Origin of the sequence: Streptomyces monomycini (assembly GCF_022271435.1) — a bacterium.
Classification (GTDB): domain Bacteria; phylum Actinomycetota; class Actinomycetes; order Streptomycetales; family Streptomycetaceae; genus Streptomyces; species Streptomyces monomycini.
The window spans coordinates 52744-74777 of the sequence record NZ_JAFIQY010000021.1; the positions used below are offsets into that span (position 1 = coordinate 52744).

9 protein-coding genes and 1 riboswitch are annotated in these 22034 nt (G+C 72.2%); of the genes, 5 read left to right on the forward strand and 4 right to left on the reverse strand.

Features of this window, described 5'->3' with window-relative positions; genetic code table 11:
• Positions 1–67: 67 nt before the first annotated feature.
• Positions 68–292: riboswitch (cobalamin riboswitch) on the reverse strand.
• Positions 293–636: 344 nt separating this feature from the next.
• From JXZ78_RS22995 to JXZ78_RS23005, 3 genes are all read left to right on the forward strand, one after another.
• Positions 637–1599 carry an endonuclease/exonuclease/phosphatase family protein gene (locus JXZ78_RS22995; RefSeq protein WP_078624229.1) on the forward strand — a complete coding sequence of 321 codons (963 nt, stop codon included), beginning with the start codon at positions 637–639 and terminating at the stop codon, positions 1597–1599.
• A 112-nt stretch (positions 1600–1711) separates the two neighbouring features.
• The gene (locus JXZ78_RS23000; protein ID WP_030019971.1) at positions 1712–3043 is read left to right on the forward strand and encodes a cytochrome P450; all 1332 of its coding nucleotides are present in this window, start codon (positions 1712–1714) and stop codon (positions 3041–3043) included.
• A 97-nt stretch (positions 3044–3140) separates the two neighbouring features.
• A complete protein-coding gene (locus JXZ78_RS23005; protein WP_157851557.1) occupies positions 3141–4073 on the forward strand; it encodes a bacteriocin fulvocin C-related protein in 933 nt (310 codons plus the stop codon).
• A gap of 86 nt (positions 4074–4159) precedes the next feature.
• Here JXZ78_RS23005 and JXZ78_RS23010 read toward each other — a convergent pair whose 3' ends face one another.
• A complete protein-coding gene (locus JXZ78_RS23010; protein WP_050502430.1) occupies positions 4160–4603 on the reverse strand; it encodes a hypothetical protein in 444 nt (147 codons plus the stop codon).
• Positions 4600–5118 (reverse strand): DUF6232 family protein, encoded by a 519-nt coding sequence (locus JXZ78_RS23015; protein ID WP_030019974.1) that lies wholly within the window; start codon positions 5116–5118, stop codon positions 4600–4602. Before JXZ78_RS23015 ends, JXZ78_RS23010 begins: the two co-directional genes overlap by 4 nt.
• A gap of 530 nt (positions 5119–5648) precedes the next feature.
• Between JXZ78_RS23015 and JXZ78_RS23020 the strand changes: the two genes are divergently transcribed.
• On the forward strand, positions 5649–6125 hold the full coding sequence (locus tag JXZ78_RS23020; RefSeq protein WP_050502431.1) for a hypothetical protein: 477 nt from the start codon (positions 5649–5651) through the stop codon (positions 6123–6125).
• 46 nt (positions 6126–6171) lie between these two features.
• Here JXZ78_RS23020 and JXZ78_RS23025 read toward each other — a convergent pair whose 3' ends face one another.
• On the reverse strand, positions 6172–8661 hold the full coding sequence (locus JXZ78_RS23025; RefSeq protein ID WP_078624232.1) for a SpoIIE family protein phosphatase: 2490 nt from the start codon (positions 8659–8661) through the stop codon (positions 6172–6174).
• 78 nt (positions 8662–8739) lie between these two features.
• Positions 8740–13317, reverse strand: coding sequence for a HAMP domain-containing protein (locus JXZ78_RS23030; protein ID WP_238783310.1), 4578 nt, complete (start codon positions 13315–13317; stop codon positions 8740–8742).
• A 794-nt stretch (positions 13318–14111) separates the two neighbouring features.
• Between JXZ78_RS23030 and JXZ78_RS23035 the strand changes: the two genes are divergently transcribed.
• Positions 14112–21974, forward strand: a complete 7863-nt coding sequence (locus JXZ78_RS23035; RefSeq protein ID WP_050502432.1) for a type I polyketide synthase — start codon at positions 14112–14114, stop codon at positions 21972–21974.
• Positions 21975–22034 lie beyond the last annotated feature (60 nt).

The following is a 22034-nucleotide window of genomic DNA, read 5'->3' on the forward strand; positions in this document are numbered from 1 at the left end:
CATGGCTCCGCCTGTACCACCGACCCAGCCCTCGCGGTCACCGTGGACAGCGCGTGCGTCCGTTCTCGCTCGCACGCGCGCAGTGGCAGGTATCCGGACTCATGGGCACGTCGGCCGGGCCTTCCGGCAACAGCTACCGGCCACCGTTTCCCGCACCCCTCGTCCGGGTCCGGTGCTGTATCGGTGGCTTTCGCTCCCACTCACCGCTGCGGGACAGTCCCGGATTTCCACCGGGTTCCCTCTTACGACGCCCCACGGAGAGTGGCGCGAACCGACTGCGCACATCAGCGTAGAGGCGTTCCCGCCACCGCAACAGGGAGGTCCGGGTGGTTGTCCGGATTGGTGCCGCTGACAGGCGCGGGCGGTGTGCAGTACGGGGGCCGCGGCCCGCGGGAGCCTGTCACCAGGGGTCCTGCCGTGCAGTACACCGCCCGTGCCCCGGTTCACACATGTCAGGTGGGGAGGGGGCGTCACGGTCCTGCAACAGATCCACTCGCCGGGCCCGGTGGCTGGTTTGAGCCTCCGCGTCGTCGGCTAGAGGTGCCGCTGGGAGCCCTGGGGCCGATGTGGTCCGCCAGCGGGCTTCTTCCCCCACCACCAGCCGGCTCGTCCGGCACCCAAGAGGAACGAGTACACATGAGCAGGAGCGCGGAGCCCTCGGACGTCCGGAAGCCGCTGAGCGGCAAGCGGCGGCTCGCCTTCGGACTGTGCGGCGGCGTGGCCGCCCTCGCGGTGGCGGCGACAGCGGTGGCCGCCACCGGCGGGACCGGCACGGAACGGAACACCTCGCCGCAGCCCGGGAAGGCCGCGCAGGCCCTGAAGGTGATGAGCCTGAACACCTGGCACGGTGGCGCGAAAGTGCCGGACGGCGTCAACAAGATCGTGCGGCAGATCAAGGACTCGGGCGCCGACGTCGTGGCCTTGCAGGAGTCGTCGAGCCCCGTCGCCAAGGAAATGGCGGGCAAACTGGGATGGAAGCACTACACGGCCAGCGGGACGGATGTCGACCTGCTCAGCAGGAAGCCGGTCGAGAAGACGGACGCGTTCTCCGAGAAGGAGTCCGGCGCGAAGGCGATCGCCGCGAAGATCCAGGGCGTGTGGGTGTACTCGATCCACCTCGACTACACCAAGTACGGCCCGTACAACGCCTGCTTCGACCAGGACAGTTACCAGCAGATCTACGCCGACGAGGCGAGCCGGAAGGCCCAGGCAGAGGCGATAGCGAAGTGGACCGGATCCTCACCGGCCATCGTGGCGGGGGACTTCAACACCCCCTCCCACCTCGACTGGACCGAGGCGACCAAGTCCGGACACTGCAATTCGGCGGTCGCCTGGCCCGCCCCCAAGGCGTTCGCCGGACAGGGCTTCAAGGACTCCTTCCGCCAACTCCACCCCGACCCTGCGAAGGTACCCGGCGAAACCTGGTCCCCCGTGACCAAGAAGAACAGCGACTACGGCAACAAGCCGGAGCCGCAGGACCGTATCGACTTCATCCTGCACCGGGGCGGTTCCCTGGAGCCCACCGACTCCAGGACGTTCGGCGGCGGCCCGGACTGGCCCTCCGACCACCTGGCCGTCGTGACCACCTTCCGCCTCTGATCGGTCACCGGCGCCTCCCCACCGCCCCGAACGGACGATGATGGAGGCTCACTCCCGCCGTGCGGGCCACTCCGCGCGGCGGGGCCGGGCTGTCAGTCAGGAGGCGTTGGCCATGCGGATCCCCGGACCCGAGCCCCGGCCGGACGGCGGGGTGGGCGCGGTCGCCGCGGCGGGCGGGCTGCACACCTACCAGCTGCGGCTGCACGCCGAATACGGCCCCGTCGTACGGTTCCAGCTGCCGGGCGCCGAGACGGCCGTGTCGGTCGCCGACCCCGTACTGCTGGAAGCCACGGCCCACATCGACAAACGTCCGGAGCGGCTGTTCGAGTTCCTGGCCCCCCTGTGCGAGGCAGGCAACTTGCAGGTGCTGCCGGCCGAGGAACACACCCCTTGGCGGCGTGTCCTGCTGTCGGTGCTGGCCGGACGCCCCTCCCACGAGCGGCACGTCGAACGGTTCACCGCACTCGCGGCCGGACTCGCGGACCACTGGGGCGAGCGGGCAGGCCACGGGCCCGTCGCCTTGCAGAAGGACCTCACCGCGCTGTCGCTGCGGATGATCTGCGCCTACGCGCTGGAAGGCGAGGCCGCGGACCCGGACGGCGTCGTCGCCGCCTTCGAGGAGGTGCTCACCGAGTACCTGGGACGGCTCTACCAGGTGCCGGTACCGGGCACGGAAGAGGAACGTGCCGAGCGGGCGGCCCGGGCCCTCACCTACCTGCGCGCCACGGTGGACCGGGTGGTCGCGGCGCACCGCTCCGGAGGCCGCGCGGACCGCAGCGATCTCATCGGGGCGCTCGTCGAGGCCGGTGAGCGGCCCGCGCGCATCCGCGACACCGTCATGGTGACGCTGCTCGCCGCCCACCACACCACCGGAGTTGCCGTCTCCTGGACCCTGCACCTCCTGGGCCGCCACCCGGAGGCGGCCGAGCGGGTCGCCGCCGAACTGGACCGCGTACTCGGTGACCGCGCCGTGCCCGAGTACGCCGACCTGCGGCACCTCACCTACCTGGACATGGTCCTGAAGGAAGCGATGCGGCTCTACCCGCCCGGCCCGTACGGCGCGCGGGAGACGACCGAGCCGCTCGTCCTGGGCGCCTACGAACTCCCGGCGGGGACCACGGTCTTCTACCCGTTCTGGGCCGTGCACATGAACCCCGACCACTGGCCGGAGCCCGAGAAGTTCGTCCCCGAGCGGTTCGCCCCGCAGGAAGTGGCCGGGCGGCCGCGGCTGGCCTACATCCCGTTCGGCATCGGACCGCGCAGCTGCGAGGGCGCCGGTCTCGCCATGGTCGAGGCCGAACTGGTCCTGGCCGTCCTGCTCAAACGCTTCCGCTTCCGGCCCGCGCCCGGGCACCGGGTGACACCGGTCGAGCGCTTCGTGCTGTGGGCGCGCGACGACATCCGGATGCTCCTGACACCTCGCGACACCGCGCCGCGTGCCTGAACCCGGTGCCTGAAACCTGCGCGTGCTGCCGGGGCTGGTGTGCGGGGAAGCCGGGTATGCATGGGGCGGCAGTGCCGGTGCGAGCAGGGGAGTGGCCATGACGGAGTGGTTATTGGCGTTCGACGCGGGCTGTGGCACGTGCAGCGAGGTGGCCGGGGATATCGGCGGCCTGGTGGACCACCGGCTGACGATGGTGGGGCTCGGGGACGCACCCGTACGCGCTCTGCGGCACCAGGCACTGGGCGACGACCCGCCGTTCGTCCCCACGCTCCTGGCGGTGCAGGGCGACCGGGTACGGGCGTGGACGGGCCCGGCGCTGTCGGTCCGGCTGTGCCGCCTGCTGGGGCCGGTCGGTTCCCTGCGGGTGGTGCGGGCCCTGAACCGGACCGACGTGCTCGTGCACGGTGACCGGCGCAGGCTGCTCAAGGCCGTGCCGGGCCTGGCGCTGGGCGCGTTCCTGGTCTCCGGCGGTCTCGCCGCCCCGGCCATGGCCTCGCCCGGGCGCCGGATGACGGCTGCCGGCGCCGAGGAATGGGCCGCCGGGCTCGAACGGCTCCCCACCGGCTACCGCGAAGTGGCCGCGTTGCCGATGCCGCAGCGCAGGGCCGTGTACGCCCGTATCCCGGACCGGGCGAAGGCCGGCCTGTGGCTGGAGCACGTACAGCGGTACCGGACGGCACACCCCGAGCTGTCGAAGCCGCGGGCGGCGATGCTGGAGAAGGTCGCCGCGGCGGTACCGGCTGTCTTCGCCGGGAGCGGTGCCTGGTCGGCGGCGGACGTCGACCGGCTGCGGGAAGAGTCGCTGGCGGTGCTGGGCCCCGACGTGTCGTTCGCCGCGCTCGGGGTGCTCGGCCCGGCCGAGCCGTCCGCCCCCGACGCCTCCGGGGGGTCCCGCCTGCTGATGAACTGCGACTGTCACAAGGGGGCCAGCGGTTGCAGCTCCTGCGGCAACTCCGTGCCCTGCACCCCGCAGGCGTCGGGCTGCGGGTGGCTGTGGCAGCAGAACTGCGACGGGGTGTGCGGGGGCTGAGGCACCGGTGTACGGGCAGGTGGCCGAAGGGCCACCTGCCTGCGGTACGCCCCCGCACTCCGTCGAACACCCGGCGCGTCGCAGTCTCAGAACGCACCACCGAGGCGCTCGATCAGCAGCCGCGCCGTCTCGTCACCGCCCGCGGCGGCCCCGGCCGCGACCGCCCCGACGGCGATCGGGGCCAGACACCCCTTGAGCGCCGCCACCGCGCGCCGTACCGCGCCGCGGTCCGGTCGGTCCCGGCCGGCCTCGTCGAGGATGGCCGCTTCGATGGCTGCGGCATCGTCCAGGACCTCCTCCGCGACGGCCAGGGAACGCAACTGGCGCAGGGTGTCGGCGACGGCTTCGACCAGGGCCTCGAATTCCGGGGCGACCTTCCGCCCGTCCGTACGGGCGGAGTTCTCCGAGCCGTCACCCCAGGCCAGTGACGAACCCACGACATCGCCGTACGTCACCGGACCCTGCACCTTGCCCGTATTGCCGTTGCCGACCTGGAATATCCTGTCGCCGAAGTGCGGGGATTCGCTCATCGGGTCACCTTGCCCGTGTTCTGATTGCCGAACTGCTTGATGGTGTCGCCGACATGGAAGTTCTCCACCTGGAATTGGAACTCCGCCTGCGGATTGTCGATCGCGTCCGTGATCGCGTGCGATATCTGGGCCACCAGATTCTTGTCGGGACTCGTCAGGACGGCGTACGGCGCGCCCGCCGTCTCGATGTTGAGCCGGTGCAGCCTGCTCCGCGTCACTGCCATGATCAGCCGCACGAGGACGGAGACGACCAGCACGGCCACGCCGGCGAGCACGGGCGGGGCGACGAGCTCGACGAGGGCGACGCGCCCGCCGCTGCTGAACAGCAGTACGGCCATGAACGCGGCGCATGCGGCGAAGCCCCAGGGCCCCACGCGCTTGAGGATCAGCCAGAGCCTGGGCTTCAGCTTGACCGTCGTCACACAGGCGATGTTGTGCAGCGGGTACGCCGCGGCGCCGACCCACAGGACCCGCCGGCTGACCTGGACATTGATCACTTCGCGTTTGTAGAACATGTTTCCCCCGAGGTGGCACGCTGCCCGAAAAGCCACGGCCGGACCAGCATTGCCGAAAGGCCGCCGGGTGAACAGTGGTTACGCGAGATCCGGAGGGTGGACGCTGTGCGTGAACGTTTCCTCAGAGATTCGATTCCCAGGGCTTCCGGGATTCGACGCAAGCAACTCCGCGCGCCGGAAAGCCCGCACGGCGAACACCGCCGACGGCACACCGGCCGCCGGCTCTCCCCCTCGCACCGCGCGCCCACCGGTCCGGGATACTGGGCCGGTGGGAATGCGGATAGCGGTGCTCGGACCGGTACGGGTCTTCGACGGCGACGGGACACCGGTCGGCATCGGGGGCGCCAGACCGCGCATGCTGCTGGGCCGGCTGGCCCTCGCGGCGGGCGACCTGGTGACGCCCGCCGCGCTCATCGACGGCCTGTGGAGCACGCGGCCTCCCGCCGACGCGCTCAACTCCCTGCACGCGTTGGTCTATCGGCTGCGCAAAGCCCTCCCTGACGGCGAGCTGCTGGAATCGTCGGGCTCCAATGGGCGGCGTCGACCCCGCCGACGTCACCGCGAAGAACCGGGAGTCGATGTTCGAGGAGCCCGGCCTGCCGCTCCTGGACACCACCGAGTACAACAGCTCCTGGGCCTGGTCGGCCGGCAACGTCATCTCCATGACCAGCGAGATGATCAAGGTCTGCGACGCCTTCGTCTCCGGCGGCCTGCTGCCGGAACCCCAGCACCGTGCGATGTGGTCCCTGGTCTCCACCGAGGGCGCCCACTGGATGCCGCACGCCGCGTACGGCCTGCGCGTGTTCGAACTGGACCCGGCGGTGACCGGCGGCCACACGCTCCGCGGCCTGGGCGGCAGCATGCAGGGCTCCCACTTCGCCGTCGTCGGCACGGCCGACGGTGCACAGACGATCGCCCTGCACACCAACATCGAGTTCAAGACCTGGCAGGTCCTCTTCCGGACCCCGGAAGCCGAGTTCGGGCTGCCGGCCGTCGAAGGGGTGTGACAGCGCGGACCGGAACCGCCCCGGCCCGCGCCACGTCGGAACCGCCTCAGACCACTTGTACGCCGATGAGGCAGGTGTCGTCGTCCGTGTCGGACTTGCTGTGGGTCAGCAGGCGGTCGAGCCGGTGCTCCAGAGAGGCCGCGGGAGCCTGCGCGGTGGCGAGCAGCTGGGCCAGCGACTCGTGGATGGCGGTGTCCCGCCGCTCGACCAGGCCGTCCGTGTACATCAGCAGGGTGTCGTCCGCCTCCAGCTGGAGCACCGCCTCCTCGTACGTGGCTTCCGGGAGCGCTCCCAGGAGCAGCCCGCGGACCAGCGGCAGCCTGCTCGCCTCGTGACCGCGGACCAGCACCGGCGGCAGATGCCCGGCCCGCGCCCAGCGCAGGGTGCGGGTCCCGGGGTCGTACACGCCGCAGACGGCCGTGGCGGAGACCTGGTCGGTGAGATGGTGGGCCACGATGTTCAGCCAGGACAGCAGCTGCCCCGGGCCGGCTCCGGTGACGGCGAGGCCGCGCAGGGCGTTGCGCAGCACCACCATGCCGGTGGCGGCCTCGATGCCGTGCCCCGCGATGTCACCGACGCACAGCAGGACGCGCCGGGAGGGCAGGACGACGGCGTCGTACCAGTCGCCGCCCACCAGGGACTCGGTCTCCGCGGGCCGGTAGCGTACGGCGATCTGCAGGCCGGGAGCGCGCATGGGGCCGCGGCTCGGCGGCATGATGGCCTGCTGGAGCTGGAGCGCGAGGCGGTTGCGCTCGGCGGACTGCTGCTCGGTGTGGGCGAGCTGGTCGCGGGTGGCGGCGAGCGCCACCTCGGTCCAGTGCTGGGAGGAGATGTCCTGGTAGGCGCCGCGGACGGACAGCAGACCGCCGTCGGCGTCGAGGACCGGCTCGGCGATCACCCGGATGTGCCGCGTGACGCCGTCGGGCCGCCGGAGGCGGAAGGCGGCCGAGGCCGGGCGCCGGTGGTGCAGCACGGCGCGCTGGAAGCGGCCGATGGCGATGCTGTCGTCCGGGTGCGCGTGGGCGGCCAGGTCGTGCAGGGACACGGGGGTGTCGGTGGCCGGCCGTCCGTAGAGGGCGAAGAGCTGACCGTTCCAGGTGATCTCGCCGGTCAGCAGGTTCTCCTCGAAACCGCCGATACGGCCGAGGCGCTGGGCGTGCTGGAGGAGGCTGGCGAGCCGGGCGGTCTCGTCCTCGATACGCCAGATGAGCAGCACGCTGTTCCCGTGCCGGCTGACGCTGATGTCGGCGACGGCGGCCAGCGGCACCTGGTCCACCAGTGCGGTCAGGGTCGTCCGCCGGGCGCGGAAGGGCTCTCCCGTGGCATAGACGCGCTGGACCTTGTCGAAGAGTTCGCTCTCGTCGGCGGCCATCGGGTACGCCTCCAGCAGCAGCGCGCCGTTGACGAAACCGCGGGGCCGGCCCGCCGGGTCCATGAAGCGGTCGTTGACGTGGTGGATGCGGAAGTCGGTCAGGTGGCCGTCGGCCCCGAGATGCGGGGTGAGGACGAGCGCCGGGTCGTGGAGGCCGTCCGCCAGGTCCACCAGCTCGGCCACGGCGGGGGAGTGCCGGGCGGCGGACGGGCCGCGCCCCTGGGGGGCCGGGGTGTCTTCGAGGGTGTGGGCGCACAGTTGGGCCAGCGCCTCGATCTGGCGCATGATCACGGGCGGCTGCGCGGGGAGCGGCTGCTGCCAGCAGATCTCCAGGACACCGTGGATACGGCCGCCGGTGCCGGCGGGCAGTGCCATCCGGCCGCCGTGCGGGTGGTGGGTGTGGCCGATCGACGGGATGCCCGTCTCGGCCAGGGAGACGAACCGGACGGTGTCCCGTTCGGTCAGCGCCTGGCGGGCGACGGTGACCACGCCGGGGGGTACGTAGCGCCAGCGCACCGCCTCGTCGGCGGGGAACCCCGCATGGCCGGCCAGGGTCAGCGACATGTCCGAGCCCGCCGCCCAGATGGCGACGGCCGTCGCGCCCAGCGGCGCCAGCGCGTGCTGCAGCAGGGAGTCGGCGACGGCCTGGGTGTCGTCGGCGGCCAGCGCGGCGCTCTCGGCCGTACGCAGCCGTACCGCGACGGCCGGGTCCGTCCCGCCCCGCCCGGTCCGGGTGCTCCGCAGGAAGGCGTCGGCGATGTCCGCCACGCGGTCGTGGGCCGCCTGGTTGATGATGTCCACGGCCAGCTCCAGCTGGGAGACATCGGCCTGCTCCGCGAGCTCGGCGAGCTGCCGGGTCGCCTGCGCCGGCCCGCAGTGCAGCCGCTCGATCAGGACGCCCTTGGCGAGTTCGATCAGGGCACGCCCGTCGGCCGCCGCGTGCGCCGCCTGTACTTCGCTGCGCAGCCGCTCGACCGTGGCGGCCAGGCGGCCGACGGCGGATATCTGTCCGGGCCGGGCGCCTGCCGGGGCGGGGCCGGCCGCCGGCAACGCCTGCGCGGACAGGGCGTCGGCGGGCACCGGCGGTACCTGGTCCCGGCCGGACCCGGACCCCGGCGAGACGCCGTCCCCGGACGGGGTGCCGACGTGCTCATAAGTGCTCATGATGCTGCCGATTCTTCGAAGCGAGAGGTGCGTTTCGTGAGCGGGTCGGGGAGGTGCCCGGCCGTCCGGACACCTCCCTCAGGAGGCCAGCCACCTGCGGACACAGGAGATCAGGTCGTTGGTGTCCACCGGCTTGGTGACGTAGTCGGTGGCGCCGGAGGCGAGGCTCTTCTCCCGGTCCCCGGGCATGGCCTTGGCCGTGACGGCGATGATGGGCAGATGGGCGTGGGCCGGCATCTGCCGGATCCGCGCGGTCGCGGTGTAGCCGTCCATCTCGGGCATCATCACGTCCATCAGGATCAGGTCGATGTCCGGGTGCTCGATCAGCGTCTCGATCCCCTTGCGCCCGTCCTCCGCGTGCCGGACGGTCAGGCCGTGCAGTTCCAGGATGCTGCTGAGCGCGTACAGGTTGCGGGCGTCGTCGTCGACGACGAGGACCGTACGGCCGTTGAGGCTGTCGTCGACGGGCTGGGGAGCCTGCTGCACGGGCTCCTCCGGCCGCACCAGCGGCAGGACGTCACCGGGCTGCTCGGCCGACAGGTGCAGGGCGATGCGCTCACGCAGCTCGTCGAGGCTGGAGAGCAGCTCCAGCGGCTGGGTGCTGGCGCGCGCCTGCAGGACGCGTTCCTGCTCCGCCTCCAGGCGCCTGCTGTTGTGCGCGAGGACGGCGACGGTCCGTACGGCCGCGTCTCCGTCCATCGCGTCGAGGAACCGCAGCGCCTCGCCGTCGGTCATGTCCAGATCGAGCACCACGCAGTGGAACGGTCCGGCGGCCAGCGCCCCGGCGGCTTCCTGGGCACCGACCGCGGAGACGACCTCGATGCTCTCCTGGCGGTCGCCCAGATCCTGGCCGCCGGTGAACTCGGCGACCGCGCTGTCGGCCACATGGGAGAGCAGCCCGCGGGCCCGCTCCTCGATCACCAGCAGCCGGCGCGGCTGCGCGGGGGCCGCGACGGGGGTGCGCGGCTGGCTCTCGCGCTCCTCGTCCCGCGCGTCCGCCGCCGCCTCCAGGGCAGGGACCGCACCGGTCTGCTCCTGGAAGTCGGCGCGCGCGACCGGCAGATAGAGGGTGAAGGCGCTGCCCTGCCCGGGCGTGCTCTCGGCGGTCACGGCACCGCCCAGGAGGTGCGCGATCTCCCGGCTGATGGACAGCCCGAGGCCGGTGCCCCCGTACTTGCGGCTGGTGGTGCCGTCCGCCTGCTGGAACGCCCCGAAGATCACGTCCAGCTGCTGCTCGGCGATGCCGATACCGGTGTCCTGGACCCGGAAGGCGACCACGGGGCCGCCGCGCAGGACGGTGTCGGGCAGCTCCCTGTCGGCGGCGGGCTCGATCCGCAGCTCGACGCTGCCCTGCTCGGTGAACTTGACCGCGTTGGACAGCAGGTTGCGCAGGACCTGGCGCAGCCGCGCGTCGTCGGTCAGCAGGTCCACCGGCACCCCGGCCGCGGCACTGATGCTGAAATCGAGGCTCTTCTGCGTGGTCAGCGGCCGGAACGTCGCCTCGACGTAGTCCAGGAGCTGCCGCAGCGCCACCCGCTCCGGGGTGATGTCCATCTTGCCCGCCTCGACCTTCGACAGGTCGAGGATGTCGTTGATGAGCTGGAGCAGGTCCGAGCCCGCCGAGTGGATGATGCCCGCGTACTCGACCTGCTTGGGCGTGAGGTTGCGCGTCGGGTTCTGCGCCAGCAACTGCGCCAGGATGAGCAGGCTGTTGAGCGGGGTCCGCAGCTCGTGGCTCATGTTGGCCAGGAATTCCGATTTGTACTTCGACGCGAGCGACAGCTGCCGCGCCCGGTCCTCCAGCTCCTGCCGCGCCTGCTCGATCTCCAGGTTCTTGGTCTCGATGTCGCGGTTCTGCGAGGCGAGCAGTTCCGCCTTCTCCTCCAGCTCGGCGTTGGAACGCTGAAGCTCCTCCTGCTGCCGGGTCAGCTCCCCGGAGCGGGCCTGCAGCTCCCCGGCCAGCCGCTGCGACTCGTCCAGCAGCTCGTCGGTACGGGCGTTGGCGACGATGGTGTTGACGTTGACGCCCACCATCTCCATGAGCTGTTCGAGGAAGTCCTGGTGCACCGGTGTGAAGAGGGTGAAGGACGCCAGCTCGATGACGCCGAGGATCTGGTCCTCGACGATGATCGGCAGCACGATCAGACTGCCCGGCGCCGTCTGGCCCAGGCCGCAGGAGATGCTGATGTAGTCGGCCGGCACGCCGTCGGCGACGATCGTCCGGCGGCTGCGGGCGGCCTGGCCGACCAGGGACTCGCCCAGCCCGAAGCGGTCGTGCCCCGTACTGTCGGCGGGCCGGCCGTAGGCGCCGACGAGCCGGAGCACGGTGCCCTGCCCGTTCTCCTCGGCCAGGTAGAAGGCGCCGTACTGGGCCGAGACGAGCGGCGTCAGCTCGTCCATGACCAGCTCGGCGACGACCGCCAGGTCCCGGTGGCCCTGCATCAGCCCGGAGATGCGGGCCAGGTTGCTCTTGAGCCAGTCCTGTTCCTGGTTGGCCCGGGTGGTCTCGCGCAGGGACCGCACCATGGAGTTGATGTTGTCCTTCAGCTCGGCGACCTCGCCGGAGGCGTCCACCGTGATGGAGCGGGTCAGGTCGCCCTCGGCGACCGCGCTGGTCACCTCGGCGATGGCCCGTACCTGCCGGGTGAGGTTGCCCGCCAGCTCGTTGACGTTCTCCGTCAGGCGCTTCCAGGTGCCCGACACGCCCTCGACCTCGGCCTGACCGCCGAGCCGCCCCTCGCTGCCGACCTCGCGCGCCACGCGGGTGACCTCGGAGGCGAAGGAGGACAGCTGGTCGACCATCGTGTTGATGGTGGTCTTCAGTTCCAGGATCTCGCCGCGGGCATCGACGTCGATCTTCTTGGACAGGTCACCGTTGGCCACGGCCGTGGTGACCTGGGCGATGTTGCGCACCTGGCCGGTCAGGTTGTTGGCCATCGAGTTGACGTTGTCGGTCAGGTCCTTCCACGTACCGGCGACGTTCGGTACCCGGGCCTGGCCGCCGAGCATTCCTTCGGTGCCGACCTCGCGGGCCACCCGCGTCACCTCGTCGGCGAAGGCGGACAGCGTGTCGACCATCGTGTTGATCACGCCGGCCAGCGCGGCGACCTCGCCCTTCGCCTCCACCATGATCTTCTGCGACAGGTCGCCCTTGGCGACCGCGGCGGCCACCTGGGCGATCGAACGCACCTGGCCGGTCAGGTTGGAGGCCATCACGTTGACGTTGTCGGTCAGGTCCTTCCAGGTGCCCGACACGCCCCGTACGGTGGCCTGCCCGCCGAGGTTGCCTTCGGTGCCGACCTCGCGGGCGACGCGGGTGACCTCGTCGGCGAAGGCCGAGAGCTGGTCGACCATCGTGTTGATGGTGCTCTTCAGTTCCAGGATCTCGCCCCGGGCGTCCACGCGGATCTTCTGCGACAGGTCGCCCTGCGCCACGGCGGTGGTGACCTCGGCGATGGAACGCACCTGGGCCGTGAGGTTGTCCGCCATCACGTTGACGGACTCGGTCAGGTCCTTCCACGTGCCGGAGACGCCCTTGACGTCGGCCTGGCCGCCGAGCCGTCCTTCGGTGCCGACCTCGCGGGCGACGCGGGTGACTTCGTCGGCGAAGGCGGAGAGCTGGTCGACCATCGTGTTGATGGTGTTCTTCAGCTTCAGGATCTCGCCGCGGGCGTCCACGGTGATCTTCTGCGACAGGTCGCCCTGGGCCACCGAGGTCGCGACCGCCGCGATCGAACGCACCTGGGACGTGAGGTTTCCGGCCATGAAGTTGACCGAGTCGGTCAGGTCCCGCCAGGTGCCGCCCACCCCGGGCACCTGAGCCTGGCCGCCGAGCCGTCCTTCGGTGCCGACTTCCCGGGCGACGCGGGTGACTTCGTCGGCGAAGGCGGAGAGCTGGTCGACCATCGTGTTGATGGTCGTCTTCAGTTCCAGGATCTCGCCGCGGGCGTCCACGGTGATCTTCTGCGACAGGTCGCCCCGGGCGACCGCCGTGGTCACCTGAGCGATGTTGCGTACCTGGGACGTGAGGTTTCCGGCCATGAAGTTGACCGAGTCGGTCAGGTCCCGCCAGGTGCCGCCCACCCCGGGCACCTCGGCCTGACCGCCGAGCCGCCCCTCGCTGCCGACCTCGCGGGCGACGCGGGTGACTTCGTCGGCGAAGGCGGAGAGCTGGTCGACCATCGTGTTGACGGTGTTCTTCAGCTCCAGGATCTCGCCCTGCGCGTCAACGTCGATCTTCTGCGACAGGTCGCCCCGGGCGACCGCGGTGGCCACCTGCGCGATGTCGCGCACCTGGGTGGTCAGGTTGCCGGCCATGACGTTCACCGAGTCGGTCAGATCGGCCCAGGTGCCGGAGACCCCCGGGACCTCGGCCTGACCGCCGAGCCGGCCCTCGCTGCCGACCTCCCGTGCCACCCGGGTCACTTCCGAGGTGAACTGGGACAGCTGGTCGACCATGCCGTTGAAGACGGTGGCGATCTCGCCGAGCAGCCCGTCGTCCTCCTCCGGCAGACGGGTCCCGAAGTTCCCGTCGCGTACGGCCGTCAGCCCCGCGAGCAGCTGCCGCAGCTCCGGCTCGCCGACTCTTCCTCCCGTACGCCCCGACCTCGTCCGCGACACCGGACGTGCGTTGTCGCCCGCCGTCTCTGCAGCCATGCCCCGACCTCGTTCCACTTACCGGACCCCAGGCGCAGGGCACGACGGCGCTGTGGACCCTGCCTCAAAGGCGCGCACACCTGTGCCTCACGCCGACACCTCGTGACCTTGCCGCACGGCAAGTACCCGAAGAATACCGCGCGGTGTCACATCGGAAGACGTGACAAGCTCACTTTTGTCCCGGTCCGGTGCTGGACTCGTGCGCTGATTCTGTGCACTGGCCGCGGTGTTCGCGCCGGCGCGCAGGACGCGGAGGACGCGGATGACGCGGCGGACACAGCCGCGGCGAGCGCCGCCTTCTTCTATCGGCGCGGTGGCCCGGCCCCGTCGCGTTTTCGCGCGAGCGCCTGACGTGCCCGCCGCGCCTGCCACCACACCCGCACGTCCTGCGCCTTCCTGAGTACGGTCAGGGCAATCACCAGGAAGACGGCGGAGAAAAACCGGCGCAACGGGACCTCATTCCGGTTCCGCGAGAGCGAGATGTCACGCTCAACGAGCCCGCGGCAAACAGGTGACGGCCCGGCCTGATGATATTTCGGCGGCGCGGGAACCGCGAATAAACCGCGCGGGCGCCGCCGCGACCGGCGATCCCGGCAGGCAGTCCGAAAATCTGTTGTGCCGCACGGCCGGTGTAGCCCGTTAGGGTTACCGCCGCTTGTGCTGCGGTGGCGTGCTGGTCAGGATGCGCTGACGTCGGCCGAAGAAGCCCAGCGGGGACCCGGCACGCGACGGGCCCTTTCGCTGTCCGGCCACGGGACCGTGCCGCCCTCGCATTTCCGCGCAGTGAGAGGCTCATGTCAGTCAACTCCACCAAGGCCCCGTCCCCCGATCGGGACATCGCGGTCGTCGGAACGGCCTGCCGCCTGCCCGGCGGCATCACCGACCTCGACAGTCTCTGGGCAGCCCTGTCGGCCGGCGCGGACCAGGTGACGGAGGTCCCGGAAACCCGCTTCGAGGTGGCACGGTTCATCGACCCGGCCATGCCGCGGCCCGGAAAGAGCTACACCAAGGCCGGCGGCTTCCTGGCGGACGTCAGCGGTTTTGACGCCGCCTATTTCGGCATCTCGCCGAAGGAAGCGGCACAGATGGACCCCCAGCACCGGCTGCTGCTGGAGCTGGCCGTCGAAGCCTGTGACGACGCCGGGGTGGCCCCCGCCGCGCTGGCGGGAACGGACACGGCCGTGTACGTGGGAGTGTCGGACCACTCCTACGGGGCGCTGCAGATGATGGTGCCGGAGCACGTCAACGCGTACACCATGTCCGGGGCCGCGTCGTCGATCGCCGCCAACCGGCTCTCGCACTTCTTCGACCTGCACGGCCCCAGCATGATCATCGACACGGCCTGCTCGTCGTCGCTGGTGGCGCTGGCGGAGGCGTGCCGGGCCCTGCGGGACGGCACCAGCCGCACCGCCCTGGTCGGCGGCGTCAACCTGCTGCTCAGCCCGCAGCACTTCGTGGGCTTCTCGCAGGCGTCGATGCTCTCGCCCAGCGGACGGTGCCGCTCCTTCTCGGCGGACGCCGACGGCTACGTACGGGCCGAAGGCGGGGGCATGGTCCTGCTCAAGCGGCTCGCCGACGCGCTCGCCGACGGGGACCGGGTGGACGCGGTCGTCGTCGACTGCGCCGCCAACAGCGACGGGCGCACCCCCGGGCTGGCCCTGCCCCGCATGGAAGCGCAACGGGCCCTGCTGGCGGACGTCTACGCCCGCGCCGGGCTGACCGCGGACGACATCGCCTACCTGGAGGCGCACGGTACGGGGACGCCGGTGGGGGACCCCGTCGAGGCCGAGGCGATCGGACGGGCGCTGGGCGTCCACCGCACCACGGGTGCCCTGCCGATCGGTTCGGTGAAGACCAACATCGGTCACCTGGAGCCGGCTTCGGGCATGGCCGGGCTGCTCAAGGCCCTGCTGGTGCTCCGGCACGGCGTCATCCCGGCGTCGCTGCACGCGGGCGCCCGCAGTCCGCACATCGACTTCGACCGGCTGCGGCTGCGCCTGGTGGACCGTGCCTGTCCGGCCGGTATCGGCGAACGGTCGGTGGTCGGTGTCAACTCCTTCGGGTTCGGCGGCGCCAACGCGCACGCGATCCTGGCACCCGGACCCGCCGCCCGGGCCGTCGCGAAGAGCGCCCCGCCGGCCGCGGGGCCGCTGCCCGTGGTGGTCTCGGCGCGTTCCGCGGCCGCCCTCGACGAAGCACTGAGGCGAGCGGCGCGGCACCTGTCGGCCGCCGACGCGGAAACGTTCTACGACCTGGCGTGGACCATGAGCGAGCGGCGCGGCGGGCATCCCCTGCGGGCGGCGGTGCTGGCCGCTTCGCCGGGGGAGGCGGCGGCGTCGTTGGGTCAGTTGGCCGGGACGCCCGAGTCCTCTGAGTCCTCTGAGTCCTCTGAGACTTCTGAGCCCCCTGACTCCTCTGACTCTTCTGACTCCTCTGACTCCTCTGGGCCCTCTGGGCCTTCCGAGTCCTCCGAGGCCGGGCGCCCCGCTGAGAGCACCGTCTCTTCGGACCCGCCGTCGCCGGGCCCGCTCCAGCCGACCCCGCCCCAAACGCTTCCGCCCCAGCCGCCCCCGCACCCGACCCCGCCACCGGCGCGCCGGACTGAAGCGGTCCGCGACGGGCGTCCGGTCTTCGTCTTCTCCGGCAACGGGGCCCAATGGGCGGGCATGGGCGCCGACCTGCTGCGCGAGGACGCGACGTTCCGCCGCGCGTTCGCCGCCGCGGACGCCGCCCTGGCGGGTGAGCTGGGCTGGTCCGTACGGAGTGAACTGGAGCGGCCGGCCGGCCGGTGGCGGCTGGCACGGACCGAGATCGCCCAGCCGCTGATGTTCGCTCTCCAGGTCGCCTTGACGGCGATGCTGCGCCGCCAGGGCGTCGAGCCGTCCGCCGTGCTCGGGCACAGCGTCGGCGAGATCGCGGCGGCGCAGACGGCGGGAGCCCTGTCCCTGGCGGACGCGGCGCGCGTCATCGCCGCACGCGGCCGGGCCCAGGCCGCCACCGCGGGCGCGGGCCGGATGGCGGCGCTCACCCTGCCCCTCGGGCAGGTCCAGGAACTGCTGGAGCGCTACCCGCAGGTGGAGCTCGCCTGCGTGAACACCGCGCGCGACGTGACGGTGGCCGGTCCGGTCGCGGCCGTACGGGACTTGGTGGCGTACTGCACCGGCCGGGGTGTGGCCTGCGTCCTGCTCGACCTGGACTACGCGTTCCACAGCCGCGCGATGGACCCCGTCCGTGACCAACTGCTCGCCGACCTGGCCGGGCTGCGGCCGCGGGACGGCACCGTCCCGATGGTCTCCGCGGTGACCGGGCGGCCGGTGACGGGCCGGGAACTGGACGCCGCCTACTGGTGGCGCAATGTGCGCGATACCGTCCAGTTCGCACCGGCGGTGACCGCCCTGCTGGACGAGGGCTTCGACGTCTTCGTCGACATCGGGCCGCATCCGGTCGTCCGCCCGTACCTGAGGCGTACGGCGGCGGCGTCGCCCGTCCCGGTGGCCGTCGTGCCGACGCTCTTCCGCGCTGACGACGGTGCCGGTGACGGCGGCGGTGACAGCCGCGGCGACAGCGACAACGACAGCGACAGCGACAACGACGGCGACGGCGTGCGGCGGATGCGGGACGCGACGGCCCACCTGATCGCCGCGGGAGCCCGTGTCGACTGGCGCGCGCACTTCCCGCAGCCGGGTCGGGTCGCCCGGCTGCCCGCCTATCCCTGGCAGCGCGAGCGGCACTGGAACGGCGAGCGCCACACCTGGTCCGGCGACATCGGCACGTACGACCACCCCCTGTTGGGCGTGCGCACGGCCCACTGCGAACCGACCTGGACCGGCCCGGTGCAGCCGCCCCTCGTCCCGTGGCTGGAGGACCACCGCGTCGCGGGCGCGGTCATCCTGCCCGCGTCCGGCTACGTGGAAATGGCGCTGGCGGCCGGGCGGCGGGTCCTGGACGCCGCCTGCGAGGTGGAGAACCTGGAGCTGACCAGGCCCGTCGTCGTCCCGTGGGACGATCCCGGCCAGGTGCGCCTGGAGCTGACCTGGTCCCCCGAGGACGGCGTGGTCGGCATCGCCGCCGGGGACGGCCGGGCCGGCCGCGCACGCCGGCACGCCCGCGGCCGGGTGCGGCAATTGTTCGGCCGCCCGCACCCCGGCCTCGACGTGGCAGCCGTACGGGCCCGTTGCCCGCGGCACATCTCCGCCGCTCGGCACTACGCCGCCATGACCGCGGCGGGGATCGACTACGGCCCCTCCTTCCAGGTCCTGCGGGACCTGTGGGCCGGGGACGGTGAAGTGCTCGCCCGTTACCGTCTGACGGCCGACGCGGCCGGTTACGAGGTCCATCCGGCGCTGTTCGACGGGGCGTTGCAGGCCGGTCTGCCGCTGATCGAGCAGGCGGTGGGTCAGCAGCGTGACGCGTACCTGCCCGTCGGATTCGGCGCCGTACGGGTGTGGCGCACCCCCGCGTCCGAAGGGCTGGTGCACGTGCGCCGACGCAGCCGTACCGTCACCGAACTGTGCTGGGACATTCTCGTCACCGCCCCGGACGGTACCGTGCACGCGCAACTCGAAGGGTGCCGCCTGCGCCGCTTCGACGGCATGCGGTCCGTTCCGCCGAGCTACCAGCGCACGGTGATGCGCGCCGCCCCGTACGAGGACCAGGCGGTGGCTCCCAGCCCCCTGCCGCCCACCGCCGACCTCCTCGCCGGCGCGCAGCACCGCCTCGGTCCGCCCGACCCCGCCGATCGCGTCACCGTGACCGGCCACGAGCTGAAGCAGGTCTTCGCACGGGGTGCCGCCGAAACGATCGCGGGACTCCTGCCGGACCCGGCGGCCGCCTTCACCGTGGACGATCTGGTGGCCGGCGGCATGCTGGGGCGGCACCGCAGGCAGGCCCGGCTGCTGCTCGGCCTCCTGGAGCGCCAGCAGCGTGCCGTACGGCTGGACGGCGAGCGCTGGCGACTGGCCGCCGCGGACGGCCCGGCCGCGGAGCGCCCGCACCCGCTGGACGGCAGCAGCACGATGGACGGCGGCAGCCCGGTGGGCCCGGCCGTCACCCTCCTGAACAACCTGTGCGCACGGCACGGCCGAGACCTGCTGCGAGGCGAAGCCGAACTCCTGGAAAACATCCTCGACGACGGTGTCTCGGCCGCGTACGAGCAGGTCTACGACATCGAGTTCCCCCTGCGCCGTCACAACCGGGTGCTGCAAGCCGTGGTCTCGCAGCTGGTGGACCGGTGGCCCGCGGACCGTCCGCTGCGCGTCCTGGAGGTCGGCGCGGGGACCGGCGGCGTGACGGCGGCCGTGCTGCCCGTGCTGCCTCCGGACCGTACGCGGTACGTCTTCACCGACGTCTCACCGCAGTTCCTCACGCCGGCGCAGAAGCGGTTCGCGCGCCACGACTTCGTCGGCTACCGGACCTTCGACCTCGACCAGGAGCTCGCCGGCCAGGGCCTGACCGAGGGCGGCTTCGACCTCGTGATCGCGGGCAACGCGCTGCACACCGCCACCGAGGTGGCCCCGGCGCTGCGCCGGGTGGCGCGGCTGCTGGGCCCCGGCGGGCGGCTGCTCGCACTGGAATCGCACGACATGGACCTGCTGGCCCCGCTGTTCGGCTCCCTGAGCAGCTTCTGGAACGTCACCGACCCCGGACTGCGCGGTGTCTCTCCGCTGCTCTCCGCCGAGGCATGGCTGCGGTTGCTGCCCTCGTGCGGCTTCTCCGACGCCACGCCGGCCGACCCCATCGCCGACGCTCCCGACGAGGGCTTCTCCGTCTTCATCGGCACCGCCGGCACCGCGCCTGCCGCCCCACCCGCCGCGCCCACGGCTGACCCCGGCACGGCCTGGACCGTGGTTGCCGAGGACACCGGGCGAGGCGGCCTGGGCGCAGCGGTGGCCGATGCCCTGAGCGCCGCGGGCGCCCCGTCGGTCCAGCGGCGGACTGCCGCAGACCTGCTCGGCGACGGTGATCGGTGGCTGCCCGTGCCGCACGGCGATGTGGCCGTGGTGGTGGTCCTGGAGACTCCTGAGCCCCGGACCGGACTGGACGGCGGCGCGCGGGACGCGGTCCAGCACACGGTCCTGCGCGCGGGCGTGCTGAGCACCGCCGCCCGCGCGCTGGACGCACTCTCCCCCGACCGCGAGCGCGCCCTGTGGCTCGTCTCCCGGCCCAGCGGCGCGTTGCCCGCTCCCGAGCAGCCCTCGTGCCCCCTGGACGCCGCTGCCTGGGGCATCGCGCGCACGGTCAGCAACGAGCACCCCGACCTGGTGGTCAAACGACTGTCGTTGCAGCGCACCGGCGACATCACCGCCGACGCGCAGCGGGTCGCACGGGAACTGCTGACCCCGTCCGACGAGACCGAGGTGGCGCTGACCTCGGCCGGCCGGTTCGTGCCGCGCCTGACCGAACTGCCCTCACCCACCGGCCCCGGACCGGGCGACGGCTTCCGCGCCTACACCCTCGACGCACGCGATCCGGGCCTCTCCTACCGCCTGACCTGGCAGGAGACCACGCCTGCGGACGCCGGTCCGGGCCAGGTGGCGGTCGCCGTCCGGGCGGCCGCCCTGAACTACCGCGACGTCATGCAGGCGACCGGCCTGCTGCCCGCCGAAGCGGAGGAGATCACCGGCGGCCAGGCCGGACTGGGCCTGGAATGCTCGGGCGTCGTCACCGCGGTCGGGGACGGTGTCACCGCGCTGGGCGTGGGGGACCGCGTCTTCGCCCTGGCCCCCGACGCGCTGAGCACCCACACCGTCACCTCCGAGCACGCCGTAGGCCGTATCCCGGACACGATGTCCTGCGCCGAAGCCGCCACCCTGCCGGTGGCCTTCCTCACCGTCCACTACTGCTTCGCCCGGCTGGCCCGCCTGGCCGCGGGAGAGACCGTACTGGTCCACGGCGGAGCGGGCGGAGTGGGCCTGGCCGCCCTGCAGTACGCCCGGCACCTCGGGGCACGTGTCATCGCCACCGCCGGGTCCGCCGCCAAGCGCGACCTGCTGCGCAGGCTCGGCGCCGAACACGTCCTGGACTCCCGCACCCTGGCCTTCGCGGACGACGTACTGCGGCTGACGGACGGGCGTGGCGTGGACGTCGTCCTCAACTCGCTCGCCGGGGAGGCGGCTGCCCGCAGCCTCGAACTGCTCACCCACGGCGGCCGCTTCGTCGAACTGGGCAAACGTGACATCTACGAGAACCGCCCGCTGCTGATGCGTCCGTTCCGCAAGAACATCGCCTTCTACGCGGTCGACCTCTTCGGACTGCTCCAGGACCCCCGGCTGGCGGCGGATCAGTTCGCGGAGGTCACCGCGCTCGTCCACAGCGGTGTCTGCCGGCCCCTGCCGCACAGCAGCTACCCGGCGGCCCGCGTCGACGAGGCTTTCAGGCTGCTGCAGCACTCCCGCCACGTCGGCAAGGTCGTCGTGACCTTCGGCCCGCAGGACCCCGCGCCCCGCGTCGAGCCGCGCGGCACCGTGCCCGAGCTGGATGCCACGGCCACCTATCTGGTGACCGGCGGCCTGTCCGGCTTCGGCGCGCTCACCGCCCGCCATCTGGCCGAGCGCGGCGCCCGCCACCTCGCCTTGGTCGGACGGCGGGGCGCCGGCACGCCCGAAGCCGAAGCCCTGCTCACCGGCCTCGCCTCACGCGGCGTCCAGGTGTCGGTCCACCGCGCGGACGTCAGCGACGCCGGGGCCATGGCACGGGTCGTGGCCCAGGCCGCCGCCTCCGGACACCCGCTGCGCGGAGTCGTCCACTCGGCCATGCACCTGGCGGACGGCTCCCTGCGCGACCTGACGGTCCGGGAGTGGGAGGCCGCCCTGACCCCCAAGATGGCCGGGGCGGCGGTGCTGCACGACCTCACCCAGCACCTGGACCTGGATTTCTTCCTGGTCTACTCCTCGGTCACCGCCATGCTGGGCAACATCCGGCAGGCGAACTACGTGGCGGGCAACCTCTACCTCGAAGCCCTGGTACGGCGGCGCCGGGCGCTGGGCCTGCCGGCGACCGCGCTGGCCTGGGGCGCTCTGGGCGAGACCGGCTACGTGGCCCGCAACGACCTGACCGGCGTGATGAGCCGGGCGGGGTTCGAGCCGGTCAGCTCTCAGCAGGCCCTGCACGCCGTCGACGCCGTCCTGTCGCACCCCACGGACGTCCTGGGGGTCGGCTGCTACAACTGGGCGCCGTTGTCCCGCGTCCTGCCCGCCTGCGTCACACCCCGCATCGTCACCCTCCTGCCGGTCCTCTCCGAGGACGCCGGACACAGCAAGGAGGAGCTGGCGCGCACCCTGGCCCGTATGCCGGTGGACGACGCCCGCGCGCTGATCGCCGGCATCGTCGCCGGACTGTTCGCCGACGTACTGCACATGTCGCCGGAACAGATCGATCATCACCGGCGGCTGGACGAGTACGGCATGGACTCGCTGATGGGCACCGAACTGCTGGTCACCGTCAGGCAGCAGTTCGACCTCGACCTGCCGCCCATGGAACTGCTCAGGTCCGAGGGCACCATCGCGGACTTCGCCCGTATCGTGCACACCCGGCTGGGGCTGGCCCGCTCCACCGGCGCGCCGTCGGGCTCCGTCCCCGAGCCCCGCACACCGGAGGAGGAGACCGCCGTCGCGCCCGGTGGCAGCACCGGGCGGGGAGCGCTGCCGTCCCCGTCCTGATGGTGGGGGAGAGGACGGTACGCGCCGAACGGCATGTTCACGCCAATCTGTCGGCGGTGG

Bases quoted from the DNA above. Each gene is read 5' to 3' on its own strand.
- JXZ78_RS23025 (WP_078624232.1), bottom strand. From the start codon at position 8,661: ATGAGCACTTATGAGCACGTCGGCACCCCGTCCGGGGACGGCGTCTCG.
- JXZ78_RS23020 (WP_050502431.1), top strand. From the start codon at position 5,649: ATGGGCGGCGTCGACCCCGCCGACGTCACCGCGAAGAACCGGGAGTCG.
- JXZ78_RS23000 (WP_030019971.1), top strand. From the start codon at position 1,712: ATGCGGATCCCCGGACCCGAGCCCCGGCCGGACGGCGGGGTGGGCGCG.
- JXZ78_RS23015 (WP_030019974.1), bottom strand. From the start codon at position 5,118: ATGTTCTACAAACGCGAAGTGATCAATGTCCAGGTCAGCCGGCGGGTC.
- JXZ78_RS23035 (WP_050502432.1), top strand. From the start codon at position 14,112: ATGTCAGTCAACTCCACCAAGGCCCCGTCCCCCGATCGGGACATCGCG.
- JXZ78_RS23005 (WP_157851557.1), top strand. From the start codon at position 3,141: ATGACGGAGTGGTTATTGGCGTTCGACGCGGGCTGTGGCACGTGCAGC.
- JXZ78_RS23010 (WP_050502430.1), bottom strand. From the start codon at position 4,603: ATGAGCGAATCCCCGCACTTCGGCGACAGGATATTCCAGGTCGGCAAC.
- JXZ78_RS22995 (WP_078624229.1), top strand. From the start codon at position 637: ATGAGCAGGAGCGCGGAGCCCTCGGACGTCCGGAAGCCGCTGAGCGGC.
- JXZ78_RS23030 (WP_238783310.1), bottom strand. From the start codon at position 13,317: ATGGCTGCAGAGACGGCGGGCGACAACGCACGTCCGGTGTCGCGGACG.